Source organism: Clostridium akagii DSM 12554, from assembly GCF_000686725.1.
GTDB lineage: Bacteria > Bacillota > Clostridia > Clostridiales > Clostridiaceae > Clostridium_I > Clostridium_I akagii.
Window position 1 is genome coordinate 85,974 of the sequence record NZ_JMLK01000017.1, and the last position, 17,411, is coordinate 103,384.

The window sequence follows — 17,411 nt, forward strand, 5'->3', positions numbered from 1 at the left end:
TATTTCATAGGGACTTCATAAGTGAGGTGTTGTATATGGATGATGCTAAATTAATTGACGGGCTTATAAAAGATTTAAATAACTTGAAATATGGTGATGAAGTAAAATTAGATTCATTAATTGAAAGAGCGGAAATGATCGTGAGAAGAATATTTGGTGAATCTTGCGATTATATAACTTATCTAAAAAATGTAAACTTTTATCCACTGGTTTATCCCATTGACGAATATTATTATTATGCTAGTTGGAATAATGGAATAAAGAGATTAATGAATTTATTTTTGACTATGAAAGAAGAGGAAGAAATATTTTTTAGTGAAATATCCAATAAGGATATTGAAAAAAAGAATAATGAAATTCAAGGTAGAAGACCTACAATGTTTAAAAATGAGAATTTTGTGATTAGAAAAAAATTACAGGTTTTTATATCATCTACTTACAGTGATTTATGTGAAGAAAGACAGGCTGCTGTGGAGGCAATATTAAAATCTGGTAATATACCATCCGGTATGGAATTATTCAAATCGGGCAATATTTCTCAGCTAAAAACTATAAAGGAATGGATAGATGAATCGGATGTGTATTTGCTTATACTAGGTGGTAGATATGGAAGCATAGAGACTAAGTCAAAACTTAGTTATACTCATCTTGAATATAATTATGCAGTAAAGAAAAAAATACCATATTTTTCTTTGGTTATAACAGAAGACGCGCTTAATAAAAAGGTAAAGAAAATCGGCACAAATGTAATTGAAATGGAAAATAGGGATAAATATTATAACTTCAGAAAACAAGTGTTAAAAAACATAAGTAGCTTTTATGGAGATGGCAAGGATATTCAAATAGCTATTTTGGATACGTTACATGATTTTGAAAAACGTTATCAATTTGAAGGATGGGTTCAAGGTAAATTTTTGGCTGACTACAACAGGATAAAAAAAGAAAATCTAGAATTCAAAAAGCAAATAATGCATTGTTAAAAATAAATGTACAAGTTTATTGTTGGGTATTTGTTTTCTAACTAACAAATAGGGTGAATATTCAATGAAATAGTGATGCTAATGATTTGTACAAAACCAAATCTTAGCATTACTATTTCATTTATAACTAGGGATATCATTAAAATATAGATTCTAGCTTGAAAATTTTATCATTATATTTTTAAATTAAATTGTTCACCTCTATGGGTTATTTCAATTATATCCGTTGATTTAGAAGCTATTTTATTGGAAAATGTATTTGTTATATTGTAATTTTCACCAAAGTGCATAGGGATAAAATATTTTGGATTTATTTCATTGATAAAATACTCACCACCTAGATAAAATTTATCATTAAGTCTTGGATCAACAGGTAAAAAAGCTAAATCCACACTATATTTTTTGATTTTTGAAATTTCTTTCTTGAAGTCGTGCTCCATTTTCAAATTATAAGCATCACTTTCATCAAACCAATTCCACCAATTTAAATCACCAGAGTGAAATATGGTTATGTTATCAATTTTTATAAGAAATGAAACACCTAAATCCGTAGAACCAAAGGTGATAATCTTTGCTTCATCTATATTTAGTTCAGTAATAGAATCTACTAAATATATATTTTTATTTGTGTTAGGTGTTTTTATATCATTGCTTAGAATATAATTAATATTTTTAACTTGATTTTGCCAGTGGAAAATTACTGGATTAAAATGGTCAAAGTGTCCATGAGTAGCAAAAACTAAAAATGCTTTATTAGTCTTCAAATCATCCAAACCAATGGCTCCATTCTCTTTTTGCTTATCACCTAAAGTTACTGAATCCAAATAATAGTCAAATATCAAAATATGTTTTTCAGTCTCAATGTAGAAACCACTGTTATATAAATAATTTATTTTAACATCTTTTTCCATAATTAAAATTCACCTTCTTTCAAATAAGTTAATTTTGAATTTATAACCTATTTACATTATAATATAACTAAATCATATAAATTGAAAGAAGAGGGGGAAATATAATGAAATTTAATTTTGTACACAATAATATAAATGTTTTTGATTTAGAAAAGAGTATAACTTTTTACAAGGAAGCTTTAGGGTTTAAAGAAGTAAAAAGACATAATCAGGTTAATGGGGAATTTATACTTGTATATCTTGAAGATGGTGAAACAAATTATCAACTTGAGCTAACTTGGCTTCGCGATAGAAAAGAAGCTTATAATTTAGGTGACAATGAAATTCATATGGCAGTTAGAACCGATGAGTTTGATGCTGCATTTGAAAAACATAAAAAATTAAACTGTATTTGCTATGAAAACAAAGAAATGGGTTTATATTTTATAAGTGATCCCGATGGATATTGGACAGAAATATTACCTAGTAAGTAGGTTTTGCACAAGATATACTTATAGCAATGTAGTTGTTTTAAGCGTGCTAGCATAACAATTGAGGATTTGGATTGGGTTTGATTGTGTTATAAAATATAAAAGAATATGGATATATTTATTATGAAATGTTGAGGAAGTGATACTTATGAGAATGGTAGCTGTAAAAAAAGGATTAATAATTACGGTAAGAAAAGTTTTAAGTGAAGATATTAATGGAATTATGGAATACATGAAAGTTATTGGTGGTGAATCGGACAACCTAACATTTGGAGCTGGGGAGTGGGATGTTTCATTTGAAAATGAATTAACTTTTATAGAGAATATTAATACCGAGAATTCAGTAATGCTTGTAGCTGTGGCAAATGGAGAAATTGCAGGCTCAGCTTCATTTTCAGCTGGTGGTAGAAGTCGAACTCAGCATGTAGGTGAACTTGGAATTACAGTTAGAAAATCTTATTGGAATTTAGGTGTTGGAAGCGTACTTTTAGAAGAAATTATAACTTGGGCAAAGAGTACAAATATTATACGCAAAATTAATTTAAGAGTTAGGACAGATAATATTAATGGAATAAAATTATATAGGAAATATGGATTTAAAGAAGAAGGTAATCTCAGTAGAGACTTTTGTATTAATGGTATTTTTTTTGATTCAATGACTATGGGACTTGAAATAGATTAGATTTAAACGCAAATGAAGCAAAAAAAGGAGAAGAAAATAAATAAATGAATAGAATAAAGCATATTGCTAAGTATATAATCATCTTTATAGTAATTATTATTTTTATATTTGTAATAATAAACATTATAGTTGTTGAAAAAGCTAATAAATATCAATTGGATAAGAAATCAAAAATACCTAAGGTAGAGGCAATTATAGTTCCTGGAGCATATGTATATCCAAATGGGCGAGTAAGTGAAATGCTTCAAGATCGTCTTGATACGGCGCTAGAGATATATAAAAATAATAAAGATGCAAAGATAATAGTTTCCGGTGACAATGGAACAGTAGCGTATAACGAAGTGGATGCTATGAGAATATATTTAGAGAAAAAAGGTGTAGATACTCACGTTATATTTATGGACCATGCAGGATTTAGTACCTATGAAACAGTGTATCGTGCGAAGGCTATATTTAAAGTAAAAAGTGCTATAATTGCCACTCAAGACTATCACCTTAAAAGAGCTGTATATATGGCGAGACAAATTGGAATTGAAGCTTACGGAGTTGCAGCAGACAAGCATACTTATCCTGGGATAGTAGTGTATAAGATAAGGGAATATATGGCAAGAACTAAGGACTTTTTCTTTGTTAATGTTTTCAAACCAGATCCTAAATATCTAGGAAAAGCTATACCGGTAGATAGCAGTGATGGTATGATGACACATTAATATTAAATTGATAAGCAAACATAAAAGGTAGGTGAAAGAACATATGATTAATATAAAAGATGTTGCAAAATACTGTAAAGTGTCCGCTATGACGGTATCAAGAGCACTAAATGATAGCAAAGAAATATCTAAAGATACTAGAGAAAGAATTTTGAGAGCATGTAAAGACTTAAATTACAAGCCTAATTCTGCAGCTATAAGCCTTATAACTAAAAAAACAAAGATGGTAGGATTAATAATACCTGATATTGCAAATCAATATTATGCTAATATCAGCAAGGGAGTAAGTACATACCTCGAGAAGCAAGGGTATGGTTTAATATTATGTAATAGCGATAGAAAAAAAACAAATGAAAATAAGTACCTAAATTTCCTTGTTGAAGGTAGAGTTGATGGGATAATTATTTTACCCGTAAATCCTAAGACGGAAGATTATGAGGAGTTTATTAAACACGTTCCCGTGATTATAGCAGATAATTATGTGGAAGGCTTAGATATAACTTTTGTAGGAAATGATAATTATTATGGTGGTACAAAAATAATAGAACATATGATTATGCAAGGTTATAAAAAAATAGGCGTAATACTCGGAGACAAAAAATCTACTGCTTCTAATGAAAGGTTTAGAGCTTATAAAGATTTGCTTATAAAAAATAGTATAGAGCTAAACTCAAAGATTGTTGTTAACAGTAATTCTACATTTGAGGATGGATATAATTTAGCTGGAATATTAATTTCCCAAGGCGTGGACAGTATTTTTGCTATTAATGATACTGTTGCAATGGGGGTGCTTAAATACTGTTTTGTAAATAATATAAAAATTCCAAGAGATTTAGGGCTTGCTGGATATGATAATATTGAACAATCGTCAATGCTTACAATACCGCTTACTACGGTAGATCAAAATAATAAAGAAATTGGTAACTTAGCTTCAGAGTTATTATTATGTGAAATAAGAGGAATCCCTATAAAGAGTAAAATTAATATACTTGAACCAAAGCTAGTAATTAGAAAATCTTGTGGTGAAAAATAAAGGTATTGTTGACCTTAGGAAAAGCAAAGTGTATAATATAATCAAATTGTTAACGTTAACGGGAACAAAATATAATAATTGCGAGGTATGTAAAATGGATACTAGGTATGCGAGTCATTATGATGACGTGAAGAAATATGATACAAAGGAACTTAGAGATCACTTTTTTATTGAAAAGGTTTTTGAACCAGGGCAAATAACTATGGTTTATAGTCACTATGATAGGATAATTGTGGCAGGTGTGGTTCCAACTACTAAACCATTGATTCTTGAGGGGAGTAAAGAACTTGGTTGTGATTATTTTCTTGAAAGAAGAGAATTGGGAATTATTAATATAGGTGGAATAGGTACAATAACACTAGATGGGGAAAAGTATGAGATGCAGGCAAAAGATGGTCTTTATGTTGGAATGGGAGTAAAAACGGTAAGTTTTGAAAGCAAAGATATAAATAAGCCCGCTAAATTTTATTTAAATAGTGCTACAGCGCATAAAACATATCCAACGGTAAGGATAGACTTAGAAAAAGCAAATAAGGTTAAGGCTGGTAGTGATGAGGAATGTAACAAGAGAACAATAAATCAATATGTGCATCCAGCAGTTTGCGAGAGTTGTCAGTTAGTTATGGGAATGACTGTACTTGACCAAGGAAGTATTTGGAATACCATGCCTTGTCACACTCATGACAGAAGAATGGAAGTGTATTTATATTTTGATATGGATGAAGAAAATGTTGTATTTCATTTTATGGGAAGGCCAGATGAAACAAGACATATAGTTGTGAAAAATGAGCAGGCAGTTATTTCTCCAAGTTGGTCTATTCACTCTGGAGTAGGGACTAAAAACTATACATTCATTTGGGGAATGGTTGGTGAAAATAAGACTTTTACGGATATGGATGATATAAAATCAAAGGATTTAAAATAGAAAAAAGAGGTGTTTTTAAGTATGGAACATTCAGTATCAGATTTTTCAATGGATTTTTTTAGGCTGGACAACAAAGTTGCCATAGTAACAGGTGGCAATACGGGACTTGGACAAGGCTTTGCAGTAGCACTTGCAAAAGCAGGTGCAGATATTTTTATAGTTACTCACGGTGATGATGGTGAAGAAACAAGAAAATTAGTGGAGAAGGAAGGAAGGAAAGTTGAATTTTTTAGAGGAGATTTATCTCAGAAGGAAGACATAAAAAATTTGATTGATAAATGTATCAAGGTTTTTGGTAAAATTGATATATTGGTGAACAATGCTGGAATGATAAAAAGAGCTCCAATTCTGGAGTACAAGGATGAAGACTGGAAACAAGTGATAAGTGTAAATTTGGATGCCGTATATTATTTGAGCCAAAAAGTTGCTATTATTATGGCAAATCAAGGTAGTGGTAAAATTATTAACATAGCATCTATGTTATCCTTCCAGGGTGGTAAATTTGTTCCTGCATATACTGCAGCGAAACATGGAGTTGCAGGAATAACAAAGGCTTTTGCAAATGAACTTGCATGTAAAAATATACAGGTTAATGCAATTGCTCCGGGTTACATAGTAACAAATAACACAGCAAAAATTAGATCTGATGAAAATAGAAGTGAAGAAATATTAGAAAGGATTCCTGCGGCAAGATGGGGTTATCCAATTGATGTAATGGGAACAGTTGTATTTTTATCAGGAAGAGCATCTGATTACGTAAATGGTCACATACTTGCTGTTGATGGGGGATGGCTGGTTAGATAGTGACAAGTTAGGGCGATTTTGTATTAGGCAGGAGTAGAAATTAGCAGAGTGATTTTTAATTTTATTTAAAAAGATAAAAAAGTATTGACATAATCATGTTTAGTGGTTAAAATCTAAATAAGTTAATTAAATATTAATAACAATCTTGTTCTTATCAAGAGAGGTGGAGGGACTGGCCCTATGAAACCCAACAACCGGCATTCTCATTCGAATGTAACGGTGTTAATTCCTGCAGAAATGAAATATATTTCTGGAAGATAAGAAAAGACGCGGATTCTATTTGTGCGCTGCTTTTCTTTTGAAGAGCGGCTTTTTTGTTTGTCTAGAAAAGATTAGGAGGCGTTAATTTTGAAAACAGACTGTAGTAATTTAGAGACAATAATGGTTCATGGAAGCGGTGAATGGGAAGATCAAACAGGTTGCATAAGTGTTCCAATATATCAAAGTGCAACTTTTAAACATAAGGGATTAAACAAAAGCACAGGTTATGATTATTCAAGGCTTCAAAATCCTACAAGAGAAGAACTTGAAAAAACTATTGCAAAGCTTGAAGGTGGAAAAGAAGGTATAGCCTTTTCCACTGGAATGGCAGCAATAGACAGTGTTGCCAGACTATTAAAACCAGGAGAGCATATAATAATATCAGATGATTTATATGGTGGAACATATAGGATTTTTGAAGATGTCTATAAGGTTTATGGCATTGAAGCAACTTATGTTGACACAACAAACTTGGAAAAAATCAGATTAGCGTTAAAGGCTAATACAAAAGCTATTTACATGGAAACACCTTCTAATCCTATGATGAAAGTTAGTGATATAGGAAAAATATCTGCTTTAGCAAAACAGAATGGTATTATCACAATAGTGGATAATACTTTCCTTACGCCATATTTTCAAAGGCCACTGGATCATGGGGCTGATATAGTAGTTCATAGCGGAACAAAATTTTTGGGTGGCCACAATGATACTATGGCAGGGTTACTGGTAGCAAGTAACGATGAGTTAATAGAAAAACTGAGATTTACCCAGGTTTCCATTGGGGCTAGTCTTTCGCCTTTTGATAGTTGGCTCATACTTCGTGGTATAAAAACTCTTGCTATAAGACTTGAAAAACAGCAGGAAAATGCAAAAAAAATAGCACTATGGCTTAAAAACTGTGATTTCCTGGATAAAGTGTATTATCCAGGATTTAAGGATCATGAAGGTTATGAAGTGTCATTAAAGCAGACAAGTGGATTTGGATCAATGATTTCATTTACAGTTAAGGAAAAAAATATTGTAGAGAAAGTACTTGAAAAAGTTGAAATCATAACTTTTGCTGAAAGTCTTGGTGGTGTAGAAAGTCTTATAACTTATCCATATGTTCAGACCCATGCGTCTATTCCTGAGGAAATGAGAAATAGAATAGGTGTTACTGATAAGCTTTTAAGACTTTCAGTAGGCATAGAAAATGTAAATGATATTATAAATGATCTTAACAAAAGTTTGAATTATTAATAACTAGGGGGCTATAAACATGAAATTTGGAACTAAACTTATTCACAACGGAAATGAAGTAGATGAAAATACAGGGGCAATTAGCATACCAATATACCAAACTTCTACTTTTCATCAATTTGATATAGAAAATATGGGAAAATATGATTATTCAAGATCAGGTAATCCAACTCGAGAAGCACTTGAAAATACAATAGCTATATTAGAAGGCGGAGATAAAGGTTTTGCATTTTCCTCTGGAATGGCCGGGATTTCATCGGTTTTATCAATATTTGCATCAGGAGATCACTTGATAGCCTGTAAGGATGTATATGGAGGAACTTATAGAATAACTACTGAATTTTTAAGCAAATTCAATGTGGAAACAAGTTTTGTAGATACGTCTAGCCTTGACGAAGTAAGGGAAAGTATAAGGCCAAATACAAAGGCCATATTTTTAGAATCTCCATCAAATCCTCTTTTAAAGATAACAGATTTAAGAGCAGTTATTAAAATAGCAAAACAACATAATCTTATAGTAATTGTAGATAATACATTTATGTCACCATATTTGCAAAATCCAATAAAACTTGGTGCTGATATTGTAGTACATAGTGCAACTAAATTTATTGGTGGTCACAGTGATGTTATTGGTGGACTTGTAGTAGTAAAGGGAAAAGAACTAGCGGATAGAGTCTATTTTGTACAAAATGCATTTGGAGCAATACTCGGACCTCAAGATTCTTGGTTACTACTTAGAGGACTAAAAACACTTAAGGTAAGATTAGATGAACAGCAAAAAAGCGCGGCTAAACTAGCAAGCTTTTTAAATAAAAATAAAAATGTAAATAAGGTTTATTACCCCGGTCTTGCAGATCATCCAGGAAGTTATGTTCATTTTTCTCAGGCAAGGGGCGGTGGTGCAGTGCTATCTTTTGAAACAAAAGATACGGATATAGCAATACATTTTATGAAGAGTGTAAAACTAGCAGCTGTAGCAGTAAGTCTCGGCGGTGTTGAGACCATAGTTTCATATCCTGTAAAGATGTCTCATGCAGAAATACCAAAGGAAGAAAGAGAAAAACTTGGTATAAAGGATAATCTAATAAGAGTTTCTCTAGGACTAGAAAATATTGATGATTTGATTGAAGATTTTGGAAGAGCCTTAGAAGTTTAAATATATAATTTACAATACTTAAAACATATTTACTGAATTTTAGTATTTCTGTCCATAATAATATGGTATAATATTTATTAAAAATTAAGGGATTATTATGGAGGGATTATGAATAGATTAGTAAAAGTAAAAAATAAAGATGATATTTTTAATATATATAAAAATACTCCCATAAGTAAACTTTTGGAGTACCATAATTTTGGTGAGACCAAAGATGGAATAAATGACGCAGAGCTTATTATAGGGACATGCATGGATAACAGAGTTCAACTAAATATTCCTAAAAACTTTGCATATGTAATTAGAACTGGAGGAAGTAATCTGCATAATAGTAGTTTTTATGTTTCTTATGCTCTTTCAGCTAGCGGAGTTAAAACAATAGCTCTAATTGTACATAGTGATTGTGGTATGGTTAATCTTGGCGGTAGAAAAGAAAAGATAGTTAATGGAATAATTAAAGTTACAGGTTGGAAAAAAATTTATGCTGAAGACTATTTTAAAAGTTATGCACCTATATGTGAAATTGTAAATGAAGTGACTTTTGCAATAAGTGAGGTTAAAAGGCTTAGAGAGATTTATCCGACTGTTTTAATAGCGCCACTTCTTTATAATGTGGAAGATGATCTTTTATACTTGATTGATGATGAACAGGCATAGAAGCAGTTGTTAGGTGACAGGTAACAATGGACAGTTAAGGAGGATTTTCTACTAATGTAAAAAAACAATAAGAATAGAATGGGAATAAATTTGTGTAAACAAATCTATTCCCATTCTATTTTGACAGTTATGAAGGTACTTCACTTGCCACTTTTAACTAAAAAAGTTGAGCTTATGCTTTACATAAGCTCAACTTTACTTTATAATAAATAGTTGAATACTACTAAAAAATCTTATTAAAAACACAATTATATCTTAGCATAAAACAACAGGAAATGTCAATAGATTTTTTAAAACTTTTTGGAGAGTGATAAGATGTCAGAGGTAAGTAAAGAAAAAATATTGGAACAGGACTATCTAGATAAAACCCTGAAATTCATAGGTGAGAGTTTGTTTAATCTTCAAAATAATTTAGATGAGAGGCTAAGTAAGTTTAGAGCTTCAGGGAAAGAAATGTGGGAAAATAGTTCACATTCTTCAAATGATGAGGATAAGATTCCGGAAATGAATAGTAGTCTTATGGAATTTAGAACTGCGGATAGAAATTTTCACAATAGCAAAAGCGAACTAAATAAATATAACCGAGCAATAAAATCACCTTACTTTGGTAGATTTGATTTTGTTGAGGAAGGATATGATGATCAAGAACAAATATATATAGGTCGTTTTAATATAATGAATAAGAAAACTGATGACATTTATGTTTATGATTGGAGAGCACCTGTTTCAAGCATGTTTTATAGATGTGAAGTAGGAAAAGCATCATATGCTGCGCCAAATTCCACAATTAATGGAGAAGTAAAACTAAAAAGGCAGTATAAAATAGAAGATTCAAAGCTTAATTATTATTTTGACAGTAGTACTGGTATAAATGATGAAATTCTCCAAGAGGTGTTAGGTCACAATTCTTCTAGCAAAATGAAAAACATAGTTGAGACTATTCAAAGAGAGCAAGATATAATAATAAGAGATATAGATAGTGACCTCTTGATTGTTCAAGGCTCCGCAGGAAGTGGTAAAACGTCAATAGCATTGCACAGAATTGCGTTTTTACTTTATGTTGGATTAGGCCTAAAATTAAAGTCAAATAATATAATTATAATTTCACCAAATTCTATTTTCAGTAACTATATCTCAGATGTACTTCCAGAGCTTGGAGAAGAAAATGTGAAAGAAATTACATATGATGAAATAATTAAAAAATATTTAGGCAATGAATTTTGTATAGAAAATAGAAGTTCCGCTCTTGAATCTTTGATTGGCAATCAAAGTGTAACTCAGGGTAAAAATAGGTTGAATAATATTAAATTTAAAGGATCTTTGGATTTTATAACAATTTTGGATAGATTCATAGAATATTATGAACATCACATGATACATTTTCAAGATGTGTATTATGATGGAACAGTGGTAGTAACAAAACAGATATTAAAAAATGAGTTTCTCAATAATGAAATCAAAATGCCCATGGCAAAACGACTAAAAAGGATAGAAAGAAGGGTGTTATATAAAACTCATCCTATGAGAGAAGCAAGACTTGCTAAAATTTATGAGATAGTAAGACAACATCCTTGGCATGAATTTCAAATAAAGTCATTTAGCAGGCTGATATCAATTAAAAAATCTAAAAGTACAATAAATACTATAAGAAGTTTTACTAATGTAGATTGTTTTGAAATTTATAAATGTTTTTTCAATAAAAAGAACTTATTAAAAAAACTATCAGTTGGAATAGAACTACCTGATAATATAGATGATATAATAGAAGTAACTGCTAAAAATTTAAATAATGGAGCTATTACATTTGAAGACTCGGCTTGCCTTTTGTATATTAAATTAATCGTTGAAGGCGATGAAAATTATGATGAGATAAGGCAGGTAGTTATAGATGAGGCTCAAGATTATTACCCTATTCAATATAAAATATTCAGTATTCTATTCAAAAATGCTAGATATACAGTTTTGGGAGATTATAATCAAGTAATCGAAAGGGAAAAGACAGATGAAATTTATAAAGAAATATACAGTATATTAAATAAGGAAAAAGCCATTAAGCTAACCCTAAAAAAGAGTTACAGGTCTTCTTTTGAGATAAGTTCATTCGCAAAGCAATTTCTTTGTTCTAGTGAGATTATAGAAGCTTTTGAAAGGCATGAGGAAGAACCGATGCTTTCTAATATGAATAATTTAGATGAAATGAATGGGAATATTAAAAAGCTAACAGGCAAGTACTATGCACAGGGGCTCCAATCTATTGGAATTATATGCAAAACAGAGGAACAAAAAATAAATGTTTATAAGAAATTAAAAAATCTTATAAAGGTAGATATGCTAAGTGAAGAAAAAAAGGAGAATAAAGGTGGAACGGTACTGATTTCTTCCTATATGGCTAAAGGTTTGGAATTTGATGCTGTGATAATTTATGATGTATCAGATGAAAATTATAATACAGAGCTGGATAAAAAACTTCTTTATATAGAATGTACAAGACCACTTCACAGGTTGGCGATTTTTTACACAGGGGAAAAAAGCCGATTTATATAGGCATAGTTCAACTTGGATGACTATGTAATAATGTATAATACAAGTTATAGTAAAACATTTTTAGATTTTTTTAAATTTTTTGGAGAGTGATAATATGTCAGAAACAAATGAAGATAAAATATTGGAGCAGGAATATTTGGACAAAACAATAGAATACATAGGGCAAAATTTGATTAAGCTAAGAAATAAATCAGACAAAAGGCTCACAGAATTTAGGAACGCAGGAAAAGAAATGTGGGAAAATAGTTCACATTCTTCAAATGATTTTGACAAAATTGCAGAAATGACTAGTAGTCTTATGGAATTTAGAACTGCAGATAGAAATTATCACAATAATAAAAATGAACTTAATAAATATGAAACAGCAATTAAGTCTCCCTATTTTGGAAGATTTGACTTTGTGGAGGATGATTTTGAAGAGGATAAAGATCAGATATACATAGGGCGGTTTAGCATAATGGATGACAAAACCGATGATATTTATGTTCATGATTGGAGGGCTCCTGTTTCAAGTATGTTCTATAGATGTGAAGTAGGAGGCGAAGCTTCTTATGATGCCCCGAATTGTATAATTAAAGGAAAAATAGAATTAAAAAGGCAATATAAAATAGAAAATTCAAAACTTAATTATTATTTTGACAGTAGCACTGGTATAAATGATGAAATTCTCCAAGAAGCATTAGGTAATAATTCTTCAAGTAAAATGCAAAATATAGTGGAGACGATTCAAAAGGAACAAGACATAATCATAAGAGATATTGATAGTGATCTTTTGATTGTTCAAGGCTCAGCTGGGAGTGGCAAGACTTCAATAGCATTACATAGAATTGCATTTTTACTCTATGTTGGACTAGGACTAAAATTACGGTCAAATAACATAATTATAATTTCACCAAATTCTATATTTAGCGATTATATTTCAGACGTATTGCCAGAACTTGGAGAAGAAAATGTGAAGGAGGTTACATATGAGGAAATAACAAAAAAATATCTTGGAAATAAATTTCATGGAGAAAGTAGAAGTTCAGCACTAGAATATTTAATTGAAAAGCAATATTCAGGTATTGGTAGAAACAAACTGGATAATATTAAATTTAAAGGATCTTTGGATTTTGTTGAAATTTTAGATGGATTTATAGAATATTATGAAAATTATATGATACAGTTTCAAGATGTGTACTATAATGGAATACTAGTGGAGACAAAAGAAAATATAAAGAAGGAATTCCTCAATAATAAAATAAAAATGTCTATTTCAGCAAGACTTACAAGGATTGAAAGAAGGTTATTACTTAAGACCAAAAGTAATTTAAATTACATACCTGGTTTTACCCATGTGAATTGTTTTGAAATCTATAAACAGCTATTCAATAAACAAGGGCTTTTAAAACAAATATCAGAGGGAATTGAACTGCCTGGAAACATTGATGAACTGTTAGCAACTACTGCTAAAAATTTAAATAGTGGATTTAGGAGCTTTGAAGATGACACTGCTGTTTTGTACATTAAATTAATAGTTGAAGAGAGTAAAAATTATGACGAGATAAGGCAAGTAGTTATAGATGAAGCTCAAGATTATTATCCCATTCAGTATAAAATATTTAGTATTTTATTTAAAAATGCAAAATTCACAGTGTTAGGTGACTATAATCAAATAATTGAAAGAGATAAGACGGATAAAATATATAATGATATTAATAATATATTAAATAAGAAAAAATCAGTTAAATTAGATCTAAAAAAAAGTTATAGGTCTTCCTTTGAGATAAATTCATTTTCGATGAAACTTCTTAGTGCCAATATAGGTATAGAATTTTTTGAAAGGCATGAGGAAGAACCACTGATTTCACATATGGATAATTTGGATGAAATGGATAGGGAGATAAAAAAGATAACAAACAATTACTATATGCAGGGGCTGAAATCTATTGGAATCATATGCAAAACTGAAAAGCAAAAAATAAAGGTTTATAAAAAATTAAAAAATATAATAAAGGTAAATATGCTAAGCGAAGATAAAAGAGAAATCAAAGGTGGCACAGTTGTAGTGTCTTCATATATGGCTAAAGGTTTGGAGTTTGATGCTGTAATAATTTATGATGCATCAAAAAATAATTATAATACAGAACTAGATAAAAAACTTCTTTATATAGAATGTACAAGACCACTTCACAGGCTAGCAATTCTTTATACAGGAGAAAAAACCACTTTCTTATAATAGGTATAGTCCAGCTTCAATGAGTATATAATACTGTATAAGATAAAGTTACATTAACTTGTCACTGAATAATGGGGGGGCGTGTGGTAAATTGAATATTTTGAAGGTGGGGGATAAAACTAAAATAGGTGCTGCTATTATAAGTATTATTATAGCACTTGGCGTTGGCGGTCTCAGTGGATTTTTAAGCATGGATAATATGAAGGATTATGAGGGATTTACAAAACCTGTGTTTTCACCTCCAGGGTGGGTGTTTCCAATTGTATGGACAGTTCTCTACATATTAATGGGCATTGCGGCATATAGAATATGGGAACATGGAAAACAAGGGGAGAATGTGAAAAAAGCACTTGTACTATATGCTATACAATTATTTCTGAATTTTTTATGGTCCATTATATTTTTTAGATTCAGATTATATGGACTTGCTTTTGTGGAGCTATTGATATTATTAATTTTTATTTTGATCACAACTTTCGAATTTTTTAGAATTGACAAGGTAGCAGGATATCTAATGATACCTTATATTGTGTGGGTTTCTTTTGCTGGGATTCTTAATTTTGCAATTTGGTTTTTGAATAGCTAAAAATCAATGGGAATTTAATATAAACTTAAAGATAAACACATTACTTTATGATATAATCTTAATTATTAGATAAAAACAAAAGTTCAATAAATTATGCAGGTGATAATATATGAAATATAAGTTAATGTGTATTGATATGGATGGGACACTTTTAAACAGTAAACGAGTAGTAAGTGATGCTAATAAAAATGCGATTAAAAAAGCACATGATTTAGGAGTACAAATTGTTATTGCTACTGGTAGAGTTTATAGCAATGCGGCTTTTTATTCAAATTTAATAGGTGTAAAGTCACCAGTTATAGCATCAAATGGTGCTATTATAAAGGAAAAGTTAGCAGACAAAGTTATTTATAAAAATGAGTTAGGTATTGAAAATTTGGCTAAAATTATAGAGGTTTGCAATAAACATAAATTAAAGTTAAATTTAAATACTCATAACAGTATAATTAGCTCCAGTAGACTTATATATGTTATTACAAAATATCTATTTCTTAAATCTATGATGAATTCTGAAAATGGAAAGTTAAACATAAGCTATGTATCAAAGCCTAATTTGTTTAAAATAATAAAAGAAAATAGTAAGGATATAATTAAATGTGAAATATTAGATACAAGCCCACGTAGGCTAGAAATAGCAAAAAAAGATTTTAAGAAAATAGTTAATTTAGAGATTGTAAGTTCAAGTAAAAATAATATTGAGATTACTTCAAAAAGTGTATCAAAAGGACAAGCAGTTAAAGAACTTGCAAAGTATTATAATTTAAAAGCAGAAGAAATAATAACTATAGGTGATAGCCAAAATGATTTATCAATGATAGAATACGCAGGTCTTGGCATTGCTATGGGAAATGGAACAGAACTTGTAAAGAGTAAAGCAAATTATATTACTGATACCAATGACAATGATGGAGTGGCTAAAGCCATAAACAAATTTATACTTAATAATTTAAATTGAAACTTTTTAGCATTGAAATTTAAAAATTGATGCTAAGAAGCTTTTTTTTTATACTTAAAACTTGAATATTTATTTCAATACAGTTTATAATGAAGGAAGTGTATTAAGTGTATTAATCTTTGGGAGTGATAATTTGAAGAGAAGCGAAAAAATCTATGACTATATTGCTGAAAAAACAGAAAAATTTAATCGTGAAAGCTTAGAAGAAAAGACCGGGTTTAGCGCAGCTGAAATATCTCAGAGTTTAAATATTTTAAGAAATAATGTAAGTATGGAATTAAATGAATTGCTTAGACAGAACAGAATAATAAAAATAAAATCTAGACCTGTGTTATACCTTGATAATGCTTGTTTAGAAAGAATTTTGAATAAAAAATTGCCAGTTGGTCCAATAGAAGTAAAAAATTTAAATGAGCTATTTATAGGAAAAAAAGAAATTATCCAGGAAAAATGTCCTTTTGATAAGCTTATAGGAGCGCAAACTAGTCTTAAAAATCAAATTGACCAGGCAAAAGCAGCTATACTTTATCCACCTAATGGTTTACATACATTGATTGTTGGTCAAACCGGAGTTGGTAAAACTTTGTTTGCAAATATGATGTACAATCAAGCAAAGTATGTGAAAAAGCTTGATGAAAAATCACCATTTATAGTATTTAATTGTGCTGATTACTATAACAATCCCCAACTTCTAATCTCACATCTGTTTGGACATACTAAAGGAGCATACACAGGTGCTGATAGTGAAAAGGCTGGAATTGTTGAAAAAGCAGATAACGGTATATTATTTCTAGATGAAATACACAGATTACCACCAGAAGGACAGGAAATGTTGTTCTATTTTATGGATACAGGAAAATTCAATAGATTAGGAGAGACAGAGAGAGACAGGAAATCTTGTGTTTTAATAATTGGAGCAACAACAGAGGACCCTAATTCATCACTTTTAAAGACATTTGTAAGAAGAATACCAATAATTATAACTATTCCCAATTTTGATAAAAGAACATCAAAAGATAAGGTGGATTTTATCAAATTTTTACTCGAAAATGAGGCACATAGAGTGAATAAAATAATAAAAATTGAGGATGAGGCGGTAAAAGCAATTATTGGAAGCACATCCTATGGAAATATTGGTCAGATGAAATCCAATATTCAACTTATTTGTGCTAAGGGTTTTTTGGATAGTATTAATAATAAGGATTTTATAGAAATAGATTTTAAATCATTGCCTTCAGATATTAAAAGTGGATTGTTTTATCTAAGTGGTAAACGTAAAG

Annotated in this window: 16 protein-coding genes and 1 riboswitch; of the genes, 15 read left to right on the forward strand and 1 reads right to left on the reverse strand. The window is 30.2% G+C overall.

The window, feature by feature from the left end; translation table 11 throughout:
• Positions 1–35: 35 nt before the first annotated feature.
• Positions 36–980 (forward strand): DUF4062 domain-containing protein, encoded by a 945-nt coding sequence (locus tag BR66_RS26240; RefSeq protein WP_051624184.1) that lies wholly within the window; start codon positions 36–38, stop codon positions 978–980.
• 173 nt (positions 981–1,153) lie between these two features.
• Here BR66_RS26240 and BR66_RS0110485 read toward each other — a convergent pair whose 3' ends face one another.
• Entirely contained in the window at positions 1,154–1,891 is a 738-nt protein-coding gene (locus BR66_RS0110485; RefSeq protein WP_026882902.1) for an MBL fold metallo-hydrolase, read from the reverse strand.
• A 104-nt stretch (positions 1,892–1,995) separates the two neighbouring features.
• Here BR66_RS0110485 and BR66_RS0110490 point away from each other — a divergent pair, with 104 nt between their 5' ends.
• The 14 genes from BR66_RS0110490 to BR66_RS0110555 all read left to right on the forward strand — a co-directional run.
• Positions 1,996–2,364, forward strand: a complete 369-nt coding sequence (locus BR66_RS0110490; protein ID WP_026882903.1) for a VOC family protein — start codon at positions 1,996–1,998, stop codon at positions 2,362–2,364.
• A gap of 145 nt (positions 2,365–2,509) precedes the next feature.
• Entirely contained in the window at positions 2,510–3,043 is a 534-nt protein-coding gene (locus tag BR66_RS0110495) for a GNAT family N-acetyltransferase (protein WP_026882904.1), read from the forward strand.
• Between the two features lie 44 nt (positions 3,044–3,087).
• Positions 3,088–3,753 (forward strand): SanA/YdcF family protein, encoded by a 666-nt coding sequence (locus BR66_RS0110500; protein ID WP_035795991.1) that lies wholly within the window; start codon positions 3,088–3,090, stop codon positions 3,751–3,753.
• A 43-nt stretch (positions 3,754–3,796) separates the two neighbouring features.
• Positions 3,797–4,786: a LacI family DNA-binding transcriptional regulator gene (locus BR66_RS0110505; RefSeq protein WP_026882906.1), complete on the forward strand. Its 990-nt coding sequence runs from the start codon at positions 3,797–3,799 to the stop codon at positions 4,784–4,786.
• A gap of 94 nt (positions 4,787–4,880) precedes the next feature.
• Complete coding sequence (kduI, locus tag BR66_RS0110510; RefSeq protein WP_026882907.1) at positions 4,881–5,711, forward strand: 5-dehydro-4-deoxy-D-glucuronate isomerase; 831 nt, start codon at positions 4,881–4,883, stop codon at positions 5,709–5,711.
• Between the two features lie 21 nt (positions 5,712–5,732).
• Positions 5,733–6,515 carry a 2-dehydro-3-deoxy-D-gluconate 5-dehydrogenase KduD gene (gene kduD, locus BR66_RS0110515; RefSeq protein ID WP_026882908.1) on the forward strand — a complete coding sequence of 261 codons (783 nt, stop codon included), beginning with the start codon at positions 5,733–5,735 and terminating at the stop codon, positions 6,513–6,515.
• 148 nt (positions 6,516–6,663) lie between these two features.
• A riboswitch (SAM riboswitch) is annotated at positions 6,664–6,779 on the forward strand.
• Between the two features lie 117 nt (positions 6,780–6,896).
• Entirely contained in the window at positions 6,897–8,015 is a 1,119-nt protein-coding gene (locus BR66_RS0110520) for a trans-sulfuration enzyme family protein (RefSeq protein WP_051624189.1), read from the forward strand.
• 19 nt (positions 8,016–8,034) lie between these two features.
• Entirely contained in the window at positions 8,035–9,171 is a 1,137-nt protein-coding gene (locus BR66_RS0110525; protein ID WP_026882910.1) for a trans-sulfuration enzyme family protein, read from the forward strand.
• A 108-nt stretch (positions 9,172–9,279) separates the two neighbouring features.
• Positions 9,280–9,828: a carbonic anhydrase gene (locus tag BR66_RS0110530; protein ID WP_026882911.1), complete on the forward strand. Its 549-nt coding sequence runs from the start codon at positions 9,280–9,282 to the stop codon at positions 9,826–9,828.
• Between the two features lie 315 nt (positions 9,829–10,143).
• Complete coding sequence (locus tag BR66_RS0110535) at positions 10,144–12,372, forward strand: HelD family protein (protein ID WP_026882912.1); 2,229 nt, start codon at positions 10,144–10,146, stop codon at positions 12,370–12,372.
• Between the two features lie 94 nt (positions 12,373–12,466).
• Positions 12,467–14,590, forward strand: a complete 2,124-nt coding sequence (locus BR66_RS0110540; protein WP_026882913.1) for a HelD family protein — start codon at positions 12,467–12,469, stop codon at positions 14,588–14,590.
• Between the two features lie 91 nt (positions 14,591–14,681).
• Positions 14,682–15,176 carry a TspO/MBR family protein gene (locus tag BR66_RS0110545; protein WP_026882914.1) on the forward strand — a complete coding sequence of 165 codons (495 nt, stop codon included), beginning with the start codon at positions 14,682–14,684 and terminating at the stop codon, positions 15,174–15,176.
• Between the two features lie 109 nt (positions 15,177–15,285).
• Positions 15,286–16,131: a Cof-type HAD-IIB family hydrolase gene (locus BR66_RS0110550; protein WP_026882915.1), complete on the forward strand. Its 846-nt coding sequence runs from the start codon at positions 15,286–15,288 to the stop codon at positions 16,129–16,131.
• Between the two features lie 133 nt (positions 16,132–16,264).
• A partial coding sequence (locus BR66_RS0110555; RefSeq protein ID WP_026882916.1) for a sigma 54-interacting transcriptional regulator occupies positions 16,265–17,411 on the forward strand: 1,147 nt, incomplete at its 3' end.